Source organism: Variovorax sp. Soil_C_26, assembly GCF_057657075.1.
Window position 1 is genome coordinate 770013 of the sequence record NZ_JBDGJC010000001.1, and the last position, 17093, is coordinate 787105.

At 68.9% G+C, this 17093-nt stretch carries 13 protein-coding genes; 9 read left to right on the forward strand and 4 right to left on the reverse strand.

All coding sequences use genetic code 11. The features are described from left to right. Positions 1–2: 2 nt before the first annotated feature. Positions 3–767: a 4Fe-4S dicluster domain-containing protein gene (locus AC3A6G_RS03735; protein ID WP_487858285.1), complete on the reverse strand. Its 765-nt coding sequence runs from the start codon at positions 765–767 to the stop codon at positions 3–5. Next, entirely contained in the window at positions 764–3703 is a 2940-nt protein-coding gene (locus AC3A6G_RS03740; RefSeq protein ID WP_487858286.1) for a molybdopterin oxidoreductase family protein, read from the reverse strand. Before AC3A6G_RS03740 ends, AC3A6G_RS03735 begins: the two co-directional genes overlap by 4 nt. 84 nt (positions 3704–3787) lie before the next feature. Between AC3A6G_RS03740 and AC3A6G_RS03745 the strand changes: the two genes are divergently transcribed. Then, positions 3788–4732, forward strand: coding sequence for a LysR family transcriptional regulator (locus AC3A6G_RS03745; protein ID WP_487858287.1), 945 nt, complete (start codon positions 3788–3790; stop codon positions 4730–4732). 1 nt (position 4733) lies between these two features. Here the strand turns inward: AC3A6G_RS03745 and AC3A6G_RS03750 are convergent, their stop codons facing one another. Both AC3A6G_RS03750 and xsc read right to left on the reverse strand, forming a co-directional pair. Beyond that, positions 4734–5663: a bifunctional enoyl-CoA hydratase/phosphate acetyltransferase gene (locus AC3A6G_RS03750; protein ID WP_487858288.1), complete on the reverse strand. Its 930-nt coding sequence runs from the start codon at positions 5661–5663 to the stop codon at positions 4734–4736. A gap of 17 nt (positions 5664–5680) precedes the next feature. Beyond that, complete coding sequence (gene xsc / locus AC3A6G_RS03755) at positions 5681–7504, reverse strand: sulfoacetaldehyde acetyltransferase (RefSeq protein WP_487858289.1); 1824 nt, start codon at positions 7502–7504, stop codon at positions 5681–5683. 157 nt (positions 7505–7661) lie between these two features. Between xsc and AC3A6G_RS03760 the strand changes: the two genes are divergently transcribed. The 8 genes from AC3A6G_RS03760 (at position 7662) to AC3A6G_RS03795 (ending at position 17070) form a co-directional block, all read left to right on the forward strand. Then, entirely contained in the window at positions 7662–8495 is an 834-nt protein-coding gene (locus tag AC3A6G_RS03760) for an IclR family transcriptional regulator (RefSeq protein ID WP_487858290.1), read from the forward strand. A 35-nt stretch (positions 8496–8530) separates the two neighbouring features. After that, positions 8531–9487 carry an AAA family ATPase gene (locus tag AC3A6G_RS03765; protein WP_487858291.1) on the forward strand — a complete coding sequence of 319 codons (957 nt, stop codon included), beginning with the start codon at positions 8531–8533 and terminating at the stop codon, positions 9485–9487. Then, a complete protein-coding gene (locus AC3A6G_RS03770; protein WP_487873104.1) occupies positions 9484–11202 on the forward strand; it encodes a cobaltochelatase CobT-related protein in 1719 nt (572 codons plus the stop codon). Before AC3A6G_RS03765 ends, AC3A6G_RS03770 begins: the two co-directional genes overlap by 4 nt. A gap of 242 nt (positions 11203–11444) precedes the next feature. Continuing rightward, positions 11445–12254 (forward strand): IclR family transcriptional regulator, encoded by an 810-nt coding sequence (locus AC3A6G_RS03775; RefSeq protein ID WP_487858293.1) that lies wholly within the window; start codon positions 11445–11447, stop codon positions 12252–12254. Further along, positions 12251–13255 (forward strand): tripartite tricarboxylate transporter substrate binding protein, encoded by a 1005-nt coding sequence (locus tag AC3A6G_RS03780; RefSeq protein ID WP_487858294.1) that lies wholly within the window; start codon positions 12251–12253, stop codon positions 13253–13255. The genes AC3A6G_RS03775 and AC3A6G_RS03780 overlap by 4 nt, the downstream gene beginning before the upstream one ends. 22 nt (positions 13256–13277) lie before the next feature. Continuing rightward, positions 13278–14720 carry an acylating sulfoacetaldehyde dehydrogenase gene (sauS, locus tag AC3A6G_RS03785; RefSeq protein WP_487858295.1) on the forward strand — a complete coding sequence of 481 codons (1443 nt, stop codon included), beginning with the start codon at positions 13278–13280 and terminating at the stop codon, positions 14718–14720. Then, on the forward strand, positions 14720–16273 hold the full coding sequence (locus AC3A6G_RS03790) for an AMP-binding protein (RefSeq protein ID WP_487858296.1): 1554 nt from the start codon (positions 14720–14722) through the stop codon (positions 16271–16273). The genes sauS and AC3A6G_RS03790 overlap by 1 nt, the downstream gene beginning before the upstream one ends. Next, entirely contained in the window at positions 16270–17070 is an 801-nt protein-coding gene (locus tag AC3A6G_RS03795; RefSeq protein WP_487858297.1) for a sulfite exporter TauE/SafE family protein, read from the forward strand. The genes AC3A6G_RS03790 and AC3A6G_RS03795 overlap by 4 nt, the downstream gene beginning before the upstream one ends. Positions 17071–17093: the final 23 nt, after the last annotated feature.

A 17093-nucleotide genomic window follows, 5' to 3' on the forward strand; every position in this document is an offset into this window, starting at 1 on the left:
GGCTACTCCTTCGTCTCGGCCGCCGGCGTGATGCGTCGCGGCAGGTACTGGTTGGCCGGGTTGGTCTCCCATTCGGGCATGAGCGCATAGCCACCGCGCTCGCGGATGGCGATCGACACCTCCGAGGTCGGGTCCTTCACGTCGCCGAACAGGCGTGCACCGGTGGGACAGGCCTTGACGCAGGCGGGCTTGCGGTCTTCCTTCGGCAGCTGCTCGTCGTAGATGCGGTCGACGCAGAGCGTGCACTTGGTCATGACCTGGCGCTCCTCGTCGAGCTCGCGCGCACCGTAGGGGCAGGCCCAGGCGCAGTACTTGCAGCCGATGCACTTGTCGTAGTCGACCAGCACGATGCCGTCTTCCTTGCGCTTGTAGCTTGCGCCCGTGGGGCACACGGGCACGCAGGGCGGGTCTTCGCAGTGAAGGCAGCTCTTGGGGAAGTGCACCGTCTGCGTGGCCGGAAAGGTGCCGGCCTCGTAGGTCTGTACGCGGTTGAAGAAGGTGCCGGTGGGATCGGCGCCGTAGGGCTTCTCGTCGGCCAGCGGACCGGCGCTGCCGGAGGTGTTCCATTGCTTGCACGACGTCACGCAGGCGTGGCAGCCGACGCAGACGTTGAGGTCGATGACCAGCGCGAGCTGCTTGGCCAGCGTCTCGCCGGGTTCGGCGCGCACGGTTCCCTGCCCGGCCCGAGCGGCGGGCGATGCGGGCGCAGGCGCGGGCTGCTGAAGCATGGCCGCCGGCGCCATCAAGTCCTTCAACCACTGCATCATTTCTTCGCCCTCCCAGCAAAGTACGTCAGCACGTTCGCCGCCTTGCCCAGCACACCCGGCGCCGTCGGCATGCTCGCGATCTGCGGAAAGCTCTCTTCGGGCTCGCCGGGCTCGGCCGGCCGGATGCGCACGCGCACGTCGTACCAGCCCGCCTGTCCGGTGATGGGGTCGGAGTTGCTGATGGTGCCGCTCGCGGTGCCCGCGCACGGCAGCTCTTCGCTGATGAGGTGGTTGAGCAGGAAGCCCTTGCGCGCTTCGTCGGCGCCCGGTGCGAGCTGCCAGGCGCCGTCGGCCTTGCCGATCGCGTTCCAGGTCCAGACGGTGCCGGGCTCGACGGCCTCGCTGTAGCGCAGCATGCAGCGCACCTTGCCCCACTGGCTCTCGACCCAGCACCAGCCGCCGTCGGCAATGCCCGCGGCCTCGGCCGTGCGCGGGTTCACATGCAGGTAGTTGTGGCTGTGGATCTGCCGCAGCCAGGCATTCTGCGAATCCCACGAGTGGTACATCGCCATCGGCCGCTGCGTGATGGCGTTGAGCGGATAGGCCTCGGTGTCGGTCGCTGCTTCCTCGAGCGGCGCGTACCAGAACGGCAGCGGATCGAAATACTTGGCGATGCGCTCGCGCAGCGCGTCGGGCGGCTGGCGGCCCTGCGTCTTGCCCTGGGCGGCGAGCCTGAAGCTCTGCAGCGTGTCGGAATACAGCGCGAGCTGCACCGGGTCGTTGCGCTGGCGCCAGCCCTTGTCCTTCGCGAAATCGAGGTACTCGCGGTTCCAGTTGCGCATGAAGTGCATGCTCTCGGGCATGTGGTACTGGAACACGCAGTTGTTCTTCTCGTAGGCTTCCCACTGCTTCGGATTGGGCTCGCCGCGCAGGTGCTCGGTGCCGTCCTTGCCGCGCCATCCCATCAGGAAGCCAATGCCCGGCGCCGGCTGAAAGTTGACGACGAAATCCGGGTAGCCTGTGAACTTGCGCCCGCCCTCGGGCGTGGTGAAGGCCGGCAGCTTGAGCCGCGAGGCCAGTTCGATCAGCACCTCCTGGAACGGCTTGCACTGCCCCATGGGCGGCACCACCGGCACGCGCACCGAATCGACCGGCCCCTCGAACTCGGAGATCGGCCGGTCGAGCATGCTCATCACGTCGTGCCGTTCGAGGTAGGTGGTATCGGGCAGCACCAGGTCGGCAAAGGCCACCGTCTCGCTCTGGAAGGCGTCGCACACCACCAGGAACGGGATCATGTACTCGCCCTTGTCGTCCTTGCGATTGAGCATCTCGCGCGTGGCCATCGTGTTCATGCTCGAGTTCCACGCCATGTTGGCCATGAAGATCAGCAGCGTGTCGATGCGGTACGGGTCGCCCTTGACGGCATTGGCGATCACGTTGTGCATGAGCCCGTGCGCCGACAGCGGATGCTCCCACGAGAACGCATGGTCGATGCGGATCGGCGAGCCGTCGGGGTTGATCGCGAGTTCGTCCGGGCTGGCCGGAAACCCCAGCGGCGCGGCATTGAGCGGCGTGTTGGGCTGGATCATGGCCGGGTCGTTGAAGGCCCGGTAGTTGGGCACGATGTGGCGCGGGTACGGCGCCTTGTGCCTGAAGCCGCCGGGCGCATCGATGGTGCCGAGCACGCTCATCAGGATGGCGAGCGCGCGCACGGTCTGGAAGCCGTTCGAATGCGCCGCCAGGCCGCGCATCGCATGAAACGCCACCGGCCGTGCCTGCGTGGTCGCATGCTTCTTGCCCCAGGCGTCGGTCCATGGAATGGGCAGTTCGAAAGCCTGCTGCAGCGCGGTCTCGCCCATTTCGCGCGCGAGCTGGCGGATGCGGGCGGCATCGATGCCGGTGATGGCCTCGGCCCATTCGGGCGTGCAGCTCGCCACGCGTTCGCGCAGCAGCTGGAACGACGGTGCCACGCGCGTGCCGTCGGCCAGCGTGTAGTGCCCTTCGAGCGCCGGGTCGCACCATTCGCCGATGCCTTCGGGATAGGCCGGCTTGGCGGTGCCGTCGGCGCGGTCCCAGATCAGCTTGTTGTGCGGATTGCGGCCATCGCCGGGCGGGCCGCGCTCGGGGTCGAAGGCGAACAGACCTTCGCGCTCGCCCTCGTCGAGCACCACGAGTTGCGGCGCATTGGTAAAGCGCTTGAGGAAGGCGTGGTCGATGAGGTTGGCGGCGATCAGCTCGTGCAGCAGCGCCATGAAGAGCGCGCCATCGGTGCCGGGCTTGATCGGAATCCACTCGTCGGCGATGGCGGAGTAGCCGGTGCGCACCGGGTTGATCGAGATGAAGCGGCCGCCCTCGCGCTTGAACTTGCCGAGCGCGATCTTCATCGGGTTGCTGTGATGGTCCTCGGCGGTGCCGATCATCACGAACAGCTTGGCGCGGTCGAGGTCGGGGCCGCCGAATTCCCAGAAGCTGCCGCCCACGGTGTAGATCATGCCGGCGGCCATGTTGACCGAGCAGAAGCCGCCGTGCGCCGCGTAGTTGGGCGTGCCGAACTGGCGCGCGAACAGGCCGGTGAGCGCCTGCATCTGGTCACGGCCCGTGAAGAGCGCGAACTTCTTCGGGTCGGTGGCGCGGATCTTGGCAAGCCGATCGGTCAGCAGCTCGAAGGCGTGCTCCCAGCTGATGGGCTCGAACTCGCCCGCGCCGCGCTCGCTGCCGGGCTTGCGCAGCAGCGGCTGCGTGAGGCGCGCGGGCGACACCTGCTTCATGATGCCCGACGCACCCTTGGCGCAGATCACGCCCTTGTTCAGCGGGTGCGCGGGGTTGCCGTCGATGTAGCGCACTTCGGGACCATGCTCGCCCTCGCGCAGGTGCACGCGGATGCCGCAGCGGCAGGCGCACATGTAGCAGGTGGTGGTCTTGACCTCGGTCTCGGCGGTGGGCGTGGGCGCCGCCAGCGGATCGTGCAAGGGTTCGCGGGAGAGGAAACTGAACACTGGCGGTCCTTTGTTTTTTCGAGCGTGGCGCAGCCGATGGTAGGTTCGTGCCATCGAACGGAAAAGCGCAGAATATTGCTCACCATGACCGGAAAAACAGATCAAGACCAGAGCCAGTCCACCCGGCTGCGGCTGAACCTGCGCCAGCTGGAGGTGTTCGTCGCCACCGCGCGCGGCGGCAGCACGCGCGCCGCGGCCGACCGCATCGCGCGCTCGCAGTCGGCCGCCAGCAGCGCGCTGGCCGACCTCGAGGCCTCGGTCGGCGTGCTGCTGTTCGATCGCATCGGCCGCCGGCTGGTGCTCAACGAGAACGGCCGCGCGCTGCTGCCCAAGGCGCAGGCGCTGCTCGACCAGGCGGCCGAGGTCGAGGCGCTCTTCATCGGCGAGCATGCAGCGCCGCTGCGGGTGGCGGCGAGCTTCACCATCGGCGAATACCTGCTGCCCGAGCGGGTGTCGCACTGGACCGCGCTGCATCCGCAGAGCCAGGTGCACCTGCACATCGCCAACACGCGCGACGTGATCGAGGCGGTGGCGGGCTTCGACGTCGACGTCGGCTTCATCGAGGGGCCGCAGACGCACCCCGACCTCGTGGTGCGCGCCTGGCGCACCGACGAGCTGGTGATCGTGGCCGCGCCCGGGCATCCGCTCGCGGGCCGCGTGGCCACGCACCGGCAGCTGTCGCAGGCCACCTGGGTGCTGCGCGAGCACGGTTCCGGCACGCGCCAGGTGACCGACGCGTGGTTGATCCAGAACCTCGACCAGGTGCATGTCGGCTTCGAGCTCGGCAGCACCGAGGCGATCAAGCGCGTGGTGGCCTCGGGCACCGGCCTCGCCTGCCTGTCGCGCTACACCGTGGCGCAGGCGCTCGAGGACGGTCACCTGGTCGAGCTGCGCACCCGGCTGCCGGCCGGCATGCGGCGGCTCGCGACGGTGATGCACCGCGACAAGCTGCTCGGCCGCGCGACGGCCGACTTCCTGCGGCACTGCGGCGCGAGCGTGCCGCGCGGGGCGGTGGCGCCGCAGCCCTGAGCTAGCTGTCCGCCCTCGCCAGCACCGCCAGCGCCACCGATGCAATGCGCGAGAGCGCCGAATCCGAGCGCGAGGTCAGCACGATGGGCACGCGCGCACCGAGCACCAGCCCCGCGCATTCGCCGCCGCCGATGTAGGTGAAGCTCTTGTAGAGCATGTTGCCGGCGTTGAGGTCGGGCACCAGCAGCAGGTCGGCCTCGCCGCTGACGCGCGACGACATCTTCTTGATGCGCGCGGCCTCGGCCGAGATCACGTTGTCGAAGCCGAAGGGCCCTTCGACGATTGCGCCGGGCCATGCGCCCTCTTGGGCCATGGCCACCAGGGCCTGGGCATCGACCGTGGCCTGGATCGCGGGGTTCACGGTCTCGACGGCGGCGACGATGCCGACCTTGGGCTCGGCGACGCCGATCGTGCGCAGCAGCGCGACGGCGTTGCCGAGGATGTCGCGCTTGGTGGCGAGGGAGGGCGCGATGTTGACCACGCAGTCGGCCACGCCGAGCAGCTTGGGATAGCGCGGCAGGTCGAACAGGAAGATGTGGCTGATGCGCGTGCTGCCGCGCAGGCCCGTCTCTTTGTCGACCACCGCCGACATCAGCTCGTCGGTGTGCAGCGAGCCCTTCATCAGCGCGCCGACCGCACCGGCCTGCGCCAGCGCGGTGGCACGCCGCGCGCTCTGCGCGGGGTCCGCAGCGCCATCGACGATCTCGAACGCGCCCGCATCGACGCCGGCCAGCTCGGCTGCGCGCAGGATCTCCGCGCGCGGGCCGATCAGCACCGGCTCGCCGAGCCCCGCCTCGCGGATGCCGGCCGCGGCCTCGAGCGCGGCGGCATCGCAAGGGTGGACCAGGCCGATGCGCGCGTGCGTGGCCGCGGCGCGCGCGCGCACCACCAGCGCGTCGAGGTGCGGATGCGCAATGGGAAGCGACGGCATGCCGACTCCCGCCTGCCTTAGACGTAGTCCTTGTACTTGTCGAGGAAGCGCACCGGCTTGGCCAGCGCATCGCGGCGGAACGGATCGCCCAGTTCGCGCGTGCACATGATCTCGATCACGCAGGTCTTCTTCTCGTTCATCTGCATGTCGATGGCCTTCTTGAGCGCGGGGCCCACGTCCTCGATGTTGTCGACCACGATGCCTTCGGCGCCCATCGCCTTGGCGATGCCCGCGAAGCTCTCGCTCTCGAGTTCACCGGCGACGAAGCGGCGGTTGTAGAAGTCGACCTGGTTCTTCTTCTCGGCGCCCCACTGGCGGTTGTGGAACACCACGGCCGTCACCGGGATGTCGTGGCGCACGGCGGTCATGATCTCGACCATGCTCATGCCCCAGGCGCCGTCGCCGGCATAGGCCACGGCCGGACGGTCGGGCGCCGCGCACTTGGCACCGATCATCGTGGGCAGCGAGTAGCCGCAGTTGCCGAAGCTCATCGGCGCGAAGAAGCTGCGCGGCTCCTCGAAGCGCAGGTAGCTGTTGGCGATGGCGTTGATGTTGCCGATGTCGGTGGAGACCATCACGCGCGGCGGCATGGCCTTCTCGAGTTCGCGCAGCACCTGGCGCGGATGCAGGTAGGTGCCGCCGGTCGGGGTCTTCTCGCCCTTGGCCTCCTCGATCGCGTCCAGGCTGAACTGGTCACGCTCGTGGGTCCACTCGTCGAGTTCCTTCTCCCACGCGGCTTTTTCCGACTTGATCTTCTCGGCGCGCTCGGCCTTGGTGGCGTCGCAGGCGAGCGTCTTGCCCTGCAGGCGCTTGAGCAGTTCCTTGGCCGTGGCCTTGGCATCGCCGTGGATGCCCACGGTGATCTTCTTCACCAGGCCCAGATTGGTGTGGTCGGCCTCGACCTGGATGATCTTCGCTTCCTTCGGCCAGTAGTCCATGCCGTGCTGCGGCAGCGTGCCGAAGGGGCCCATGCGCGAACCGAGCGCAAGCACCACGTCGGCCTGCGCCATGAGCTTCATCGCGGCCTTCGAGCCTTGGTAGCCGAGCGGGCCGGCCCACAGCGGATGGCTCGCGGGGAACGAGTCGTTGCGCAGGTAGCCGTTGGCCACCGGTGCGCCCAGGCGCTCGGCCAGCGCCTTGCACTCCTCGACCGCATCGCCCATGACCACACCGCCGCCCGACAGGATGACCGGGAACTTGGCCGTGGCCAGCAGCTCGACGGCCGCGTTCAGGCTCATCTCGCCGCCCGCGCCGCGCTCCACGCGCATGGGCTTCGGGATCTCGGTCGTGATCTCGCCGTAGAAGTAGTCGCGCGGGATGTTGAGCTGGGTCGGGCCCATCTCGGAGATCGCGCGGTCGAAGCAGCGCGCGGTGTATTCGGCCATGCGCTTGGGGTTGTTCACATGCCCCTGGTATTTGGTGAACTCCTGGAACATCGGCAGCTGATTGGCTTCCTGGAAGCCGCCCAGGCCCATGCCCATGGTGCCGGTCTCGGGCGTGATCATCACCACCGGGCTGTGCGCCCAGTAGGCTGCGGCCACGGCCGTCACGCAGTTGCTGATGCCGGGGCCGTTCTGGCCGATCACCACGCCGTGGCGGCCCGAGACGCGCGAGTAGCCGTCGGCCATGTGCCCACCGCCCTGCTCGTGCACCACCGGGATCAGGCGGATGCCGGCCGGCGCGAAGATGTCCATCGCATCCATGAAGGCCGAGCCCATGATGCCGAAGATGTCGGTCACGCCGTTGGCGACCAGGGTCTCGACGAAGGCCTCGGAAGGCGTCATCTTCTGCACGCCGGTGACGGCTTCGCGGGTGGGTGCGGCGGGTTGCTTCTGGCTCATGGCATGCGTCTCCTGAAGGAATGGGCTTGGGGTTGCGTCTCGAAAGACGGAACTTCCTGTTCCGAATTTCATTTCGGCGAATATAGGCCCGCGATGCCGTTGCGTCAAACAAAATACAAAAAACGGGACGATTCGTCTTGTTTTTTGTAAAAAGACTATGATCCGGCCCATGAAAATCGTCAAAGGGCCTGTGCCCGTCCTGCCGGAGCCGGCCGCCGGCGACACCCCCACCATGCGCCTGTTCGGCTTGCTTGAAGTCATGGCCGCGAAGGACCAGCGCTATTCGCTGCAGGGCCTGGTGGAAGAAACAGGCATCCCAAAACCCACGCTGCACCGCATGCTCCAGCAGCTCGAAGGCTCGGGCCTGCTGCAGCGCGAGAGCGATGGGCGTCACTACGGCATCGGCACGCGGCTGCGGCGCCTGGCCGAGAACCTGCTGCTCAACGACAGCCTGCATGGCGCGCGCCACACCGTGCTGCGCCAGCTGGTCGAGGAGATCGGCGAGAGCTGCAACCTCACGGCGTTGTCGGGCAGCGAGGTGGTGTACCTCGATCGCGTGGAAACCGCGGCGCCGCTGCGCTTCTACCTGCACTCGGGCTCGCGCGTGCCGGTGCATTGCTCGGCCAGCGGCAAGGTGTTTCTCTCGCAGATGAGCCCGGCGCAGCGCCGCCGGCTGCTGTCGAACGCGCCGCTCGAGCCCTACACCGCCAAGACGCTGATCGATCCCGACGCGCTCGAGAAGGAAGTGCAGCGCGTGCGCAAAGATGGCTATGCGCTCGACAACGAGGAGTTCCTGCCCGGGCTGCTGTGCATTGCCGCGCTCGTGCCCTCGGGCGACGGCGCGCCGTCGAACCTGTGCATCGCGGTGCAGGCACCCGTGATGCGGCTCGATGCGGCCAAGGCGCAATCGCTGCTGCCCGCGCTGCAGCGCGCCGCGCTGGCGCTGAGCCGCATCGACGCCGACGCGGCCGCCGAGCGCGCACAGGCCTGAGCGCCTCCCTCACTTTTTTATTCGAAAGCCCCACCGTGACCGATACCGCAGAACTGCGACCCGACCGGATGCTGAGCGTGCGCGAGGTGTTCGGCATCGACACCGACCTGCAGGTGCCCGCCTTCGGCCCGTCCGAAGCCATCGACGACCATGTGCCCGAAGTCGATGCGGTGTACCGCTTCAACCCCGACGTGACGCTGGCCATCCTCGCGGGCTTCACGCGCGACCGGCGCGTGATGGTGCAGGGGCTGCACGGCACCGGCAAGTCGACCCACATCGAGCAGGTGGCGGCGCGGCTGAACTGGCCCTGCGTGCGGCTCAACCTCGACGGCCACATCAGCCGGCTCGACCTCGTCGGCAAGGACGCGGTGGTGCTGCGCGAAGGCCAGCAGGTCACCGAGTTCCAGGAAGGCATCGTGCCCTGGGCGCTGCAGCGACCCGTGGCGCTGATCTTCGACGAGTACGACGCCGGCCGGCCCGACGTGATGTTCGTGATCCAGCGCATCCTCGAGCGCGACGGCAAGTTCACGCTGATGGACCAGAACAAGGTGCTGCGCCCGCATCCGTTCTTCCGGCTCTTCGCCACCGCCAACACCGTGGGCCTCGGCAACCTCAACGGGCTCTACCATGGCGCGCAGCGGCTCAATCATGCGCAGATCGACCGCTGGAACATCGTCGCCTCGCTCAACTACCTGCCTGCCGACGAAGAGATCGCGATCGTGCAGGCGCGCGTGCCGTCGCTCGCCGACGAGGCAGGCCACGCGCTCGTCGCCTCGATGGTGGCGGTGGCGAGCCTCACGCGCCAGGGCTTCGCGGCCGGCGACCTGTCGACGCTGATGTCGCCGCGCACCGTGATCACCTGGGCCGAGAACGTCGAGATCTTCAAGGACCCGGCACTGGCGTTTCGGCTTTCGTTCGTCAACAAATGTGACGACGCCGAGCGGCCGCTCGTCGCCGAATACTTCCAGCGCTGCTTCGATAAGGAACTATGAGCGAAGCCCAGCAGCGCGCCCGGCAGGAAGAGCGGATCTTCGAGCTCTGCGCGGGCGTGGTGCGGGCCATCAGCGGCGAGCGCGACCTGCACTTTCGCGGTCAGCGGCTGCACCGCGGCCGCACGGCGCTGCCGTGGTTCGCGCCGCACCTGCATCCTTCGGCCGAGACGGACGACTTCGCATCGTTTCGCGGCGTGGCCGACGGGCTTGCGCTGCGGCTCAGTGCGTCCGATGCCGCGCTGCACGAAAGGCTCCGGCCCGAGGAGCCGGTCGAGCGCATGCTGTTCGAGATGCTCGAGCAGTTCCGCGTCGAGGCGCTGGCGCCCGACACCATGGCCGGCATGCGCCGCAACCTGCGGCACCGCCATGAACAATGGTCGCTCGCGTTCCACCATTCGGGCATGACCGACACCGCGCGCGGCCTGCTGCTGTACGCGGTGGCGCAAATCTGCCGCGCCCGCGTGAGCGGCCAGCAGGTGGTGGAAGAAACCGAGGACATGCTCGAGGCCACGCGCTTCGCGCTCGCGCCGCTGATCGGCCACGCGCTCGCGGGCCTGCGCCGCGACCGCACCGACCAGGCCGCGTATGCGGTGCATGCGCTGGCCATCGCACGCACCGTGGCCGCGATGCTGCACGAGGCCGGCGAGGACGCGAGCGCTGCGCGCGACGCGCACGTCGACGACAAGCGCAGCGTGTTCAGCCTCGTCGCCGACATGGACCAGGAGATCATCGAGCGCTTCACCACCGCCGAGTCGGGCCGCAGCGCGGTGCTCGACGACGCGGGCGGCACCTACCGCGTCTTCACCACCGCCTACGACCGCGAGCACGACGCCGCCACGCTGGCGCGCAAGGAAGTGCTCGCAGGCCATCGCGAGAAGCTCGACCGGCGCATCGCGGCCCAGGGCGTGAACATCGCCCGCCTTGCGCGCGAGCTGCGCGCGCTGCTGGCCGACCCGGTGCGCGACGGCTGGGACGGCGGCCAGGAAGAAGGTCTCATCGACGGGCGCCGGCTCGCGCAACTGGTGGCCTCGCCCACCGAGCGCCGGCTGTTCCGCACCGAGCGCATGGCGCCGGTGGCCGATTGCGTCGTGAGCTTCCTGATCGACTGCTCGGGCTCGATGAAGGAGCATGCCGAATCCGTCGCGATGATGGTCGACGTGTTCGCGCGCGCGCTCGAGCAGGCCGGCGTGGCCAGCGAAGTACTGGGCTTCACCACCGGCGCCTGGACCGGCGGCCGGCCGCAGCGCGAGTGGGTGCGCGCCGGCAAACCAGCGCACCCCGGTCGCCTGAACGAACGCAGCCACATCGTCTTCAAGGCCGCTGCCACGCCCTGGCGCCGTGCGCGCCCGGCCATGGCGGCGCTGCTGAAAGCCGACCTGTTCCGCGAAGGCATCGACGGCGAGGCGGTCGACTGGGCCTGCCTGCGGCTCGGCCAGCGCACCGAGGCGCGCAAGCTGCTGCTGGTGATTTCGGACGGCTCGCCGATGGACAGCGCGACGCACCTGGCGAACGACGCGCACTACCTCGACCACCACCTGCGCGATGTGGTGGCGCGCCACGAGCAGCGCGGCGACATCGAGATCGCGGGCGTCGGCGTGGGGCTCGACCTGAGCCCGTACTACAGCCGCAGCCATGTGCTCGAACTTGCCACCTCGACGGGCAACACGATCTTTCGCGAGGTGATCGACCTCATGGCGGGGCGGCACCGGCGCTGATCTTCCAGCCGTTCTCCGGGGCGGCGATGCACAACCAGCGTGCCCTGTGCCCAGGGTGCCGGGTGCTCCCCGCAGCGAAATAAAGAAGGAGCCGAAGGCGGGGGACATTCGCGGAGGGGAGTACCCGGTGGCCTGGGCACCCGCCCTGAAAAGAACCCCAGGTTGACAAACCACCCAACCCGTCCGACCATCGCGTTTCAAATCCAGGAACGACGTTCTATTATTTAGAACAACAAGAGACAATGGACTCCACGCTAGCCAAAGGCCTCGCCGCCATCGAATGGATGACCCGGCAACAACGTCCCTGCCGCGTCACCGACCTTGCACAGGCTTTCGGCATGGCGCGCAGCAACGCGCACCGCACCCTCCAGACGCTGGTCGAATGCGGCTGGGCCGTGCAAGACCCCGACACCAGCGCCTACCGCCCCAGCCTGCGGCTGTTCGAACTCGGCGCGCTCGTGTCCGAGGCCAGCGACATGGGCTCGCTGCTGCGGCCGCACCTCGCGGCATTGGCGCAGCAGACCGGCGAGACCATCCACCTCGCCGTACTCGACGGCGCCGAGATCGTGTACCTCGACAAGTTCGACAGCCCCCTGCCCGTGGCCGCCTATTCGCGCATCGGCGGCCGTGCGGCGGCATATTGCGTCGCCTCGGGCAAGGCGCTGCTCGCAGCGGCGGCGCCCGACGCGGCCGCGCTGCGCGAGAGCCTCGGCAGCCTCGTGGCACACACGCCCAACAGCATCACCGACTTCGATGCACTTCTCCAGGAACTCGAACGCACACGCGTTCGCGGCCATGCCGAGAACCGCGAGGAATGGCGCCTCGGCGTCTGCGGTCTCGGCGTGCCGGTGTTCAACGCACGCGGCGAGGCCGTGGCCGCGGTCGGCATGAGCGTGCCCTCGATCCGCTTCGCGCGGACGCAGGCGCGCGAACTCGCCGAGCGGCTCATGGCATGCGCGCGCGACGCGAGCGTCACGCTCGGCTACCGGGCCAGCCCGGCGCCGGTCACGCCGCTTCCGACTTCCACCACCAAGAGAAGGAGACTCGAATGAACCGGTTACTCGCCCCTGGGCTGCGCGCGACGCTTCTGTCCGCCGCCGCATTGGCTTCTTCGCTCGCCGCTCCCATTGCCGCGCACGCGCAGCAGGCTGGCGCGGACTACCCGTCCAAACCCATCCGGCTGGTGGTGCCGTACCCGCCCGGCGGCGGCACCGACGTCGTCGCGCGCATCGTGCAGGAGCGCTTCTCCGCGCTGTTGGGCCAGCAGTTGCTGATCGACAACCGCGGCGGCGCGGCCGGCTCCATCGGCACCGAGATCGTCGCCAAGTCGGCGCCCGACGGCTATACGGTGCTCTTCACGCTTTCGTCCCACACCATCAATCCGGCGATCTACCCAAAGCTGCCCTTCGACACCGCGAAGGACTTCACGCCTGTCGGCATGGTCGCGTCGTTGCCGCAGATCCTCGTGGCCAACACGCAGTTCGCGCCCAACACCGTGGCCGAGCTCGTCAAGCTCGCCAAGGACAAGCCCGGTTCGCTGTCCTTCGCCTCGGTCGGCAATGGCTCGCCGGGCCACCTGGCGGGCGAGCTCATGAAGCTGCGCACCGGCACGCAGATGACCCACATTCCCTACCGCGGCGGCGGCCCCGCCGTCACCGACCTCATGGGCGGGCAGGTGCCGCTGCTGTGGGTGTCGATCCCTGCCGCGGCGCAGTTCGTGAAGGCGGGCAAGCTCAAGGCGCTGGCAGTGTCGACCACCAAGCGCAGCGCGGCCTTCCCCGACGTGCCCACGATGCAGGAGGCCGGCGTTTCCGACTTCGACGTCGACTCGTGGTACGCCATGTTCGTGCCCGCGAAGACGCCGCAAAGCGCCATCGACAAGCTCAACCGCGTGATCAACACGGTCGTGAAAGAGCCCGAGATCCGCGACAAGCTGCTGGCGCAGGGCAGCGAAGGCGTGGGCGGCCCGCCCGAGCAGCTCGGCAAGGTGGTGGACACCGAACTCGTGCGCTGGCAGAAACTCGCCAAAGAGGCCAGCATCAAGGTGGACTGACCGACAACCGACGAAAAGACCCATGGAACATTCAACCGCACCCTCCTCTTCCCCCATCGCCGAACTCGTGGCGCGCGCCCGCGCTGCGCAGCGCATCTACGAGACATGGTCGCAAGCGCAGGTCGACACCGCGGTGGTGGCGGCGGGCTGGGCCATCATCGAACCCGCGCGCAACCGCGAACTGGCCGAACTGGCGGTGGCCGATACCGGCGTGGGCAACGTCGAGGACAAGGTGCGCAAGAACCACCGCAAGACCTTCGGCCTGCTGCGCGACCTGCAGGGCGCGCGCTCGGTGGGCGTCATAGCCGAAGACCCGGCGCGCGGCATCGTCGAGATCGCGCGGCCCGTGGGCGTGGTGTGCGCCATCACGCCGTCCACCAACCCGGGTGCCACGCCAGCCAACAAGATCATCAATGCGCTCAAGGGGCGCAACGCGGTGATCGTGGCGCCCTCGCCGAAGGGCTGGTCGACGGCGGCGCGGCTCATCGAATTCATCCACCAGCAGTTCGACCGCATCGGCGCACCTCGCGACCTGGTGCAGTTGCTGCCCTCGCCCGTCAACAAGCAGTCGACCGCCGAGTTGATGCGCCTGTGCGACCTGGTGGTGGCGACCGGCTCGCAGGCCAACGTGCGCGCCGCCTATGCGAGCGGCACGCCGGCATTCGGCGTGGGCGCGGGCAACGTGGCGGGCATCGTCGACGAAACCGCCGACGTGGACACGGCGGCCGATCGCATCCTGCTGTCGAAGACCTTCGACAACGCCACGAGCTGCTCGTCGGAGAACAGCCTGGTCATCGTCGATGCGGTGCGCGCAAAGATGCTCGCGGCCCTCAAGGACCGCGGCGCCGTCATGCTCGCCGACGCGCAGAAGGCCACGCTGCAGTCGCTGATGTGGCCTGAAGGCAAGCTCTCGCCCGCGGTCATCGGCCAATCGGCCCGCGTGATCGCCGAACGCGCGGCCGCCATGGACGGCGCCAACCGTGAGGGCTGGCTCGCCATTGCCGCCGCCGAACCGCGCGTACTCATGGTGGCCGAAGACGGCGTGGGCCATGCGCACCCGTTCTCCGGCGAGAAGCTGAGCCCCGTGCTGGCCGTTTACGCGGCGCGCGATTTCGCCGAGGCGGCCGCCACGGTCGAGCGCATCTACGCCTACGAAGGCGCGGGCCATTCCGTGGGCCTGCACAGCACGCGACCCGAACGCGCGCTGGCGCTCGGCCTCACGTTGCCCGTGTCGCGTGTGATCGTCGACCAGGCGCACTGCATCGCCACCGGCGGCAGCTTCGACAACGGGCTGCCGTTCTCGCTGTCGATGGGCTGCGGCACCTGGGGCAAGAACAACTTCTCCGACAACATGAACTACCGGCACTACCTGAACATCACGCGCGTGTCGCGGCCCATTGCCGAGCGCATGCCGAGCCAGGACGAGATCTTCGGCGCGTTCTTTTCGCAGTACGGAGCGAACTGATGGACAGGGCGGCCGGCGCGGACACCGTCCATGGCTTGATCGAGAACGCTGCCGCCCGCACGCCGCATGCGGTGTATGCGCTCTCCTGCGACAGCGGCGAGCAGCAGCAGATCGACTTCTCCTCGCTCGCAAGCGGCTGCCGGCGTGTGGCGGGCCTGCTGCACCGCGCCGGCGCACGACCCGGCGACACGGTGTCGGTGGTCATGCCGAACGGGCTGCAGACGCTGCGGCTGCTGCTCGGCGCGATGCATGCGGGTTGCGTGGTCAATCCGGTCAACCTGCTGTCGCAGCCCGACCAGATGCGCTATGTGCTCGCGCATTCCGACTGCCGCGTGGTGTGCGTCGCGCCCGAGTGGGAAGAACGCGTGCGCGCGATGCTGGTCGATGCCGGCCGGCCGGTGGACCTGCTCGTGGCCGCGCCCGATGCGGCCACGCTGCCCGGCGAAGACGATGACGATGACGAGGACGATCGGCAAGACAGCACGGCGTTAGCACCCCCCTCACCCGACGCCGTCGCGCTGCTGATGTACACCTCCGGCACCACCGGCCTGCCGAAGGGCGTGATGCTCACGCAGCACAACCTGGCCGCCAATGCGCACGCGATCGGCGCGGAGCATGCGCTCGGTGCGGCCGACCGCGTACTGGCCGTGCTGCCGCTCTATCACATCAATGCCTTCTGCGTGACCATGCTCGCGCCGCTGGCCTTCGGCGGCAGCCTCGCGATGCCGCCGAAGTTCTCGGCCGGGCGCTTCTGGCAACAGGCCGGCGACACGCACTGCACCTGGATCAACGTGGTGCCGACCATGATCTCATACCTGCTCGAGGGCGAGCCACCACCGCGCTCGCAGACGGCATCGCTGCGCTTCTGCCGCTCGGCCTCGGCCGCGCTGCCGCCCGAACACCACCGCGCCTTCGAGCAGAAGTTCGGCATCGGCATCGTCGAGACCATGGGCCTCACCGAAACCGCCGCGCCCTCGTTCTCGAACCCGATGGAGCCGGCGCTGCGCAAACTCGGCTCGGTCGGCCGCGCCTCGGGCTGCGAGGCGCGCGTGATCGACGCCGCCCTGGCCGAAGTGCCCGACGGCGTCACCGGTGAGCTGGCGATCCGCGGGCCGAACGTGATGCGCGGTTATTACAAGAACGACGACGCCACGCGCGCGAGCTTCACGCCCGACGGCTGGCTGCGCACCGGCGACCTCGGGCACCGCGACGCCGACGGCTTCTTCTTCGTGACCGGCCGCATCAAGGAACTGATCATCAAGGGCGGCGAGAACATCGCGCCGCGCGAGATCGACGAGGCGCTGCTGCAGCACCCCGCGGTGCTCGAGGCCGCGGCCGTGGGCGTGCCCGACCGCCACTATGGCCAGGAGATCGGCGTGTGCATCGTGCTGCGCGAGGGCTGCGCCTGCACCGAGGACGAACTGCGCGCCTTCAGCGCCACCGCGCTCGGGCGCTACAAGGCGCCGGGGCACTACCGCTTCGTCACCGACCTGCCGCGCGGCCCCTCGGGCAAGGTGCAGCGCCTGAAGCTGCTGCCGCTCTTTGCCGCATGACGGCGGCGGAACTGCTGGTGCCGCCGCTGGCGCCGGCGCTGCTCGCCTACAGCCTCTGCGTGGTGTTCGCGGCCGGCGTGGTGCGCGGTTTTGCGGGCTTCGGCTTCTCGGCCGTCACCGTGGCCGGGCTCTCGCTGGTGGTGTCGCCCGCGCTCGTGGTGCCCGCGATCTTCATGCTCGAAGTGCTCGCCAGCCTGAGCCAGCTGCGCGGCGTGGCGCGCGACGTCGACATGCCCTGGCTCGGCTGGCTGATGCTGGGCAACCTGCTGTTCATTCCGCTGGGCGTCGCCCTGCTCGCCTGGTTGCCCGAGACACCGCTGCGCCTGTTGATCGGCGCGCTGCTCATGGCAGCGGCGCTGCTGCTGCGCGCCGGCGCGCGCGCCACGCTCGTGCCCACGCGCGCGGTGCGCTTCGGCGCCGGCCTGGTGTCGGGCCTCATCAACGGCGTGGCGGCCATCGGCGGCATCGCGCTCGCGGTGCTGCTGAGCACCACCGCCATGACGCCTGCCGCGCTGCGTGCGACCATGATCGCGCTGCTGCTGTTCAGCGACGTGGTGTCGCTCGCGAGTGCCGCGCTCATCCCTGCGGGCGCGCATGCCTCGGGCTCGCTGCTCGGTCCCGACACGCTGAAATGGGCGCTCTGGCTCGCGCCCGCGATGCTGGCCGGCATCTGGTGGGGACAGCGTTCGTTCAAGGGCGTGTCGCCGGAGCAGTTCCGCCGGCATGTGCTGAATCTGCTCGTGGTGCTGGCGTCGGTGAGCGTGCTGCGCTCGGTGGTCTCGCTGCTGTCGGCCTGAGACGCTGCGCACGCCCGCTATGT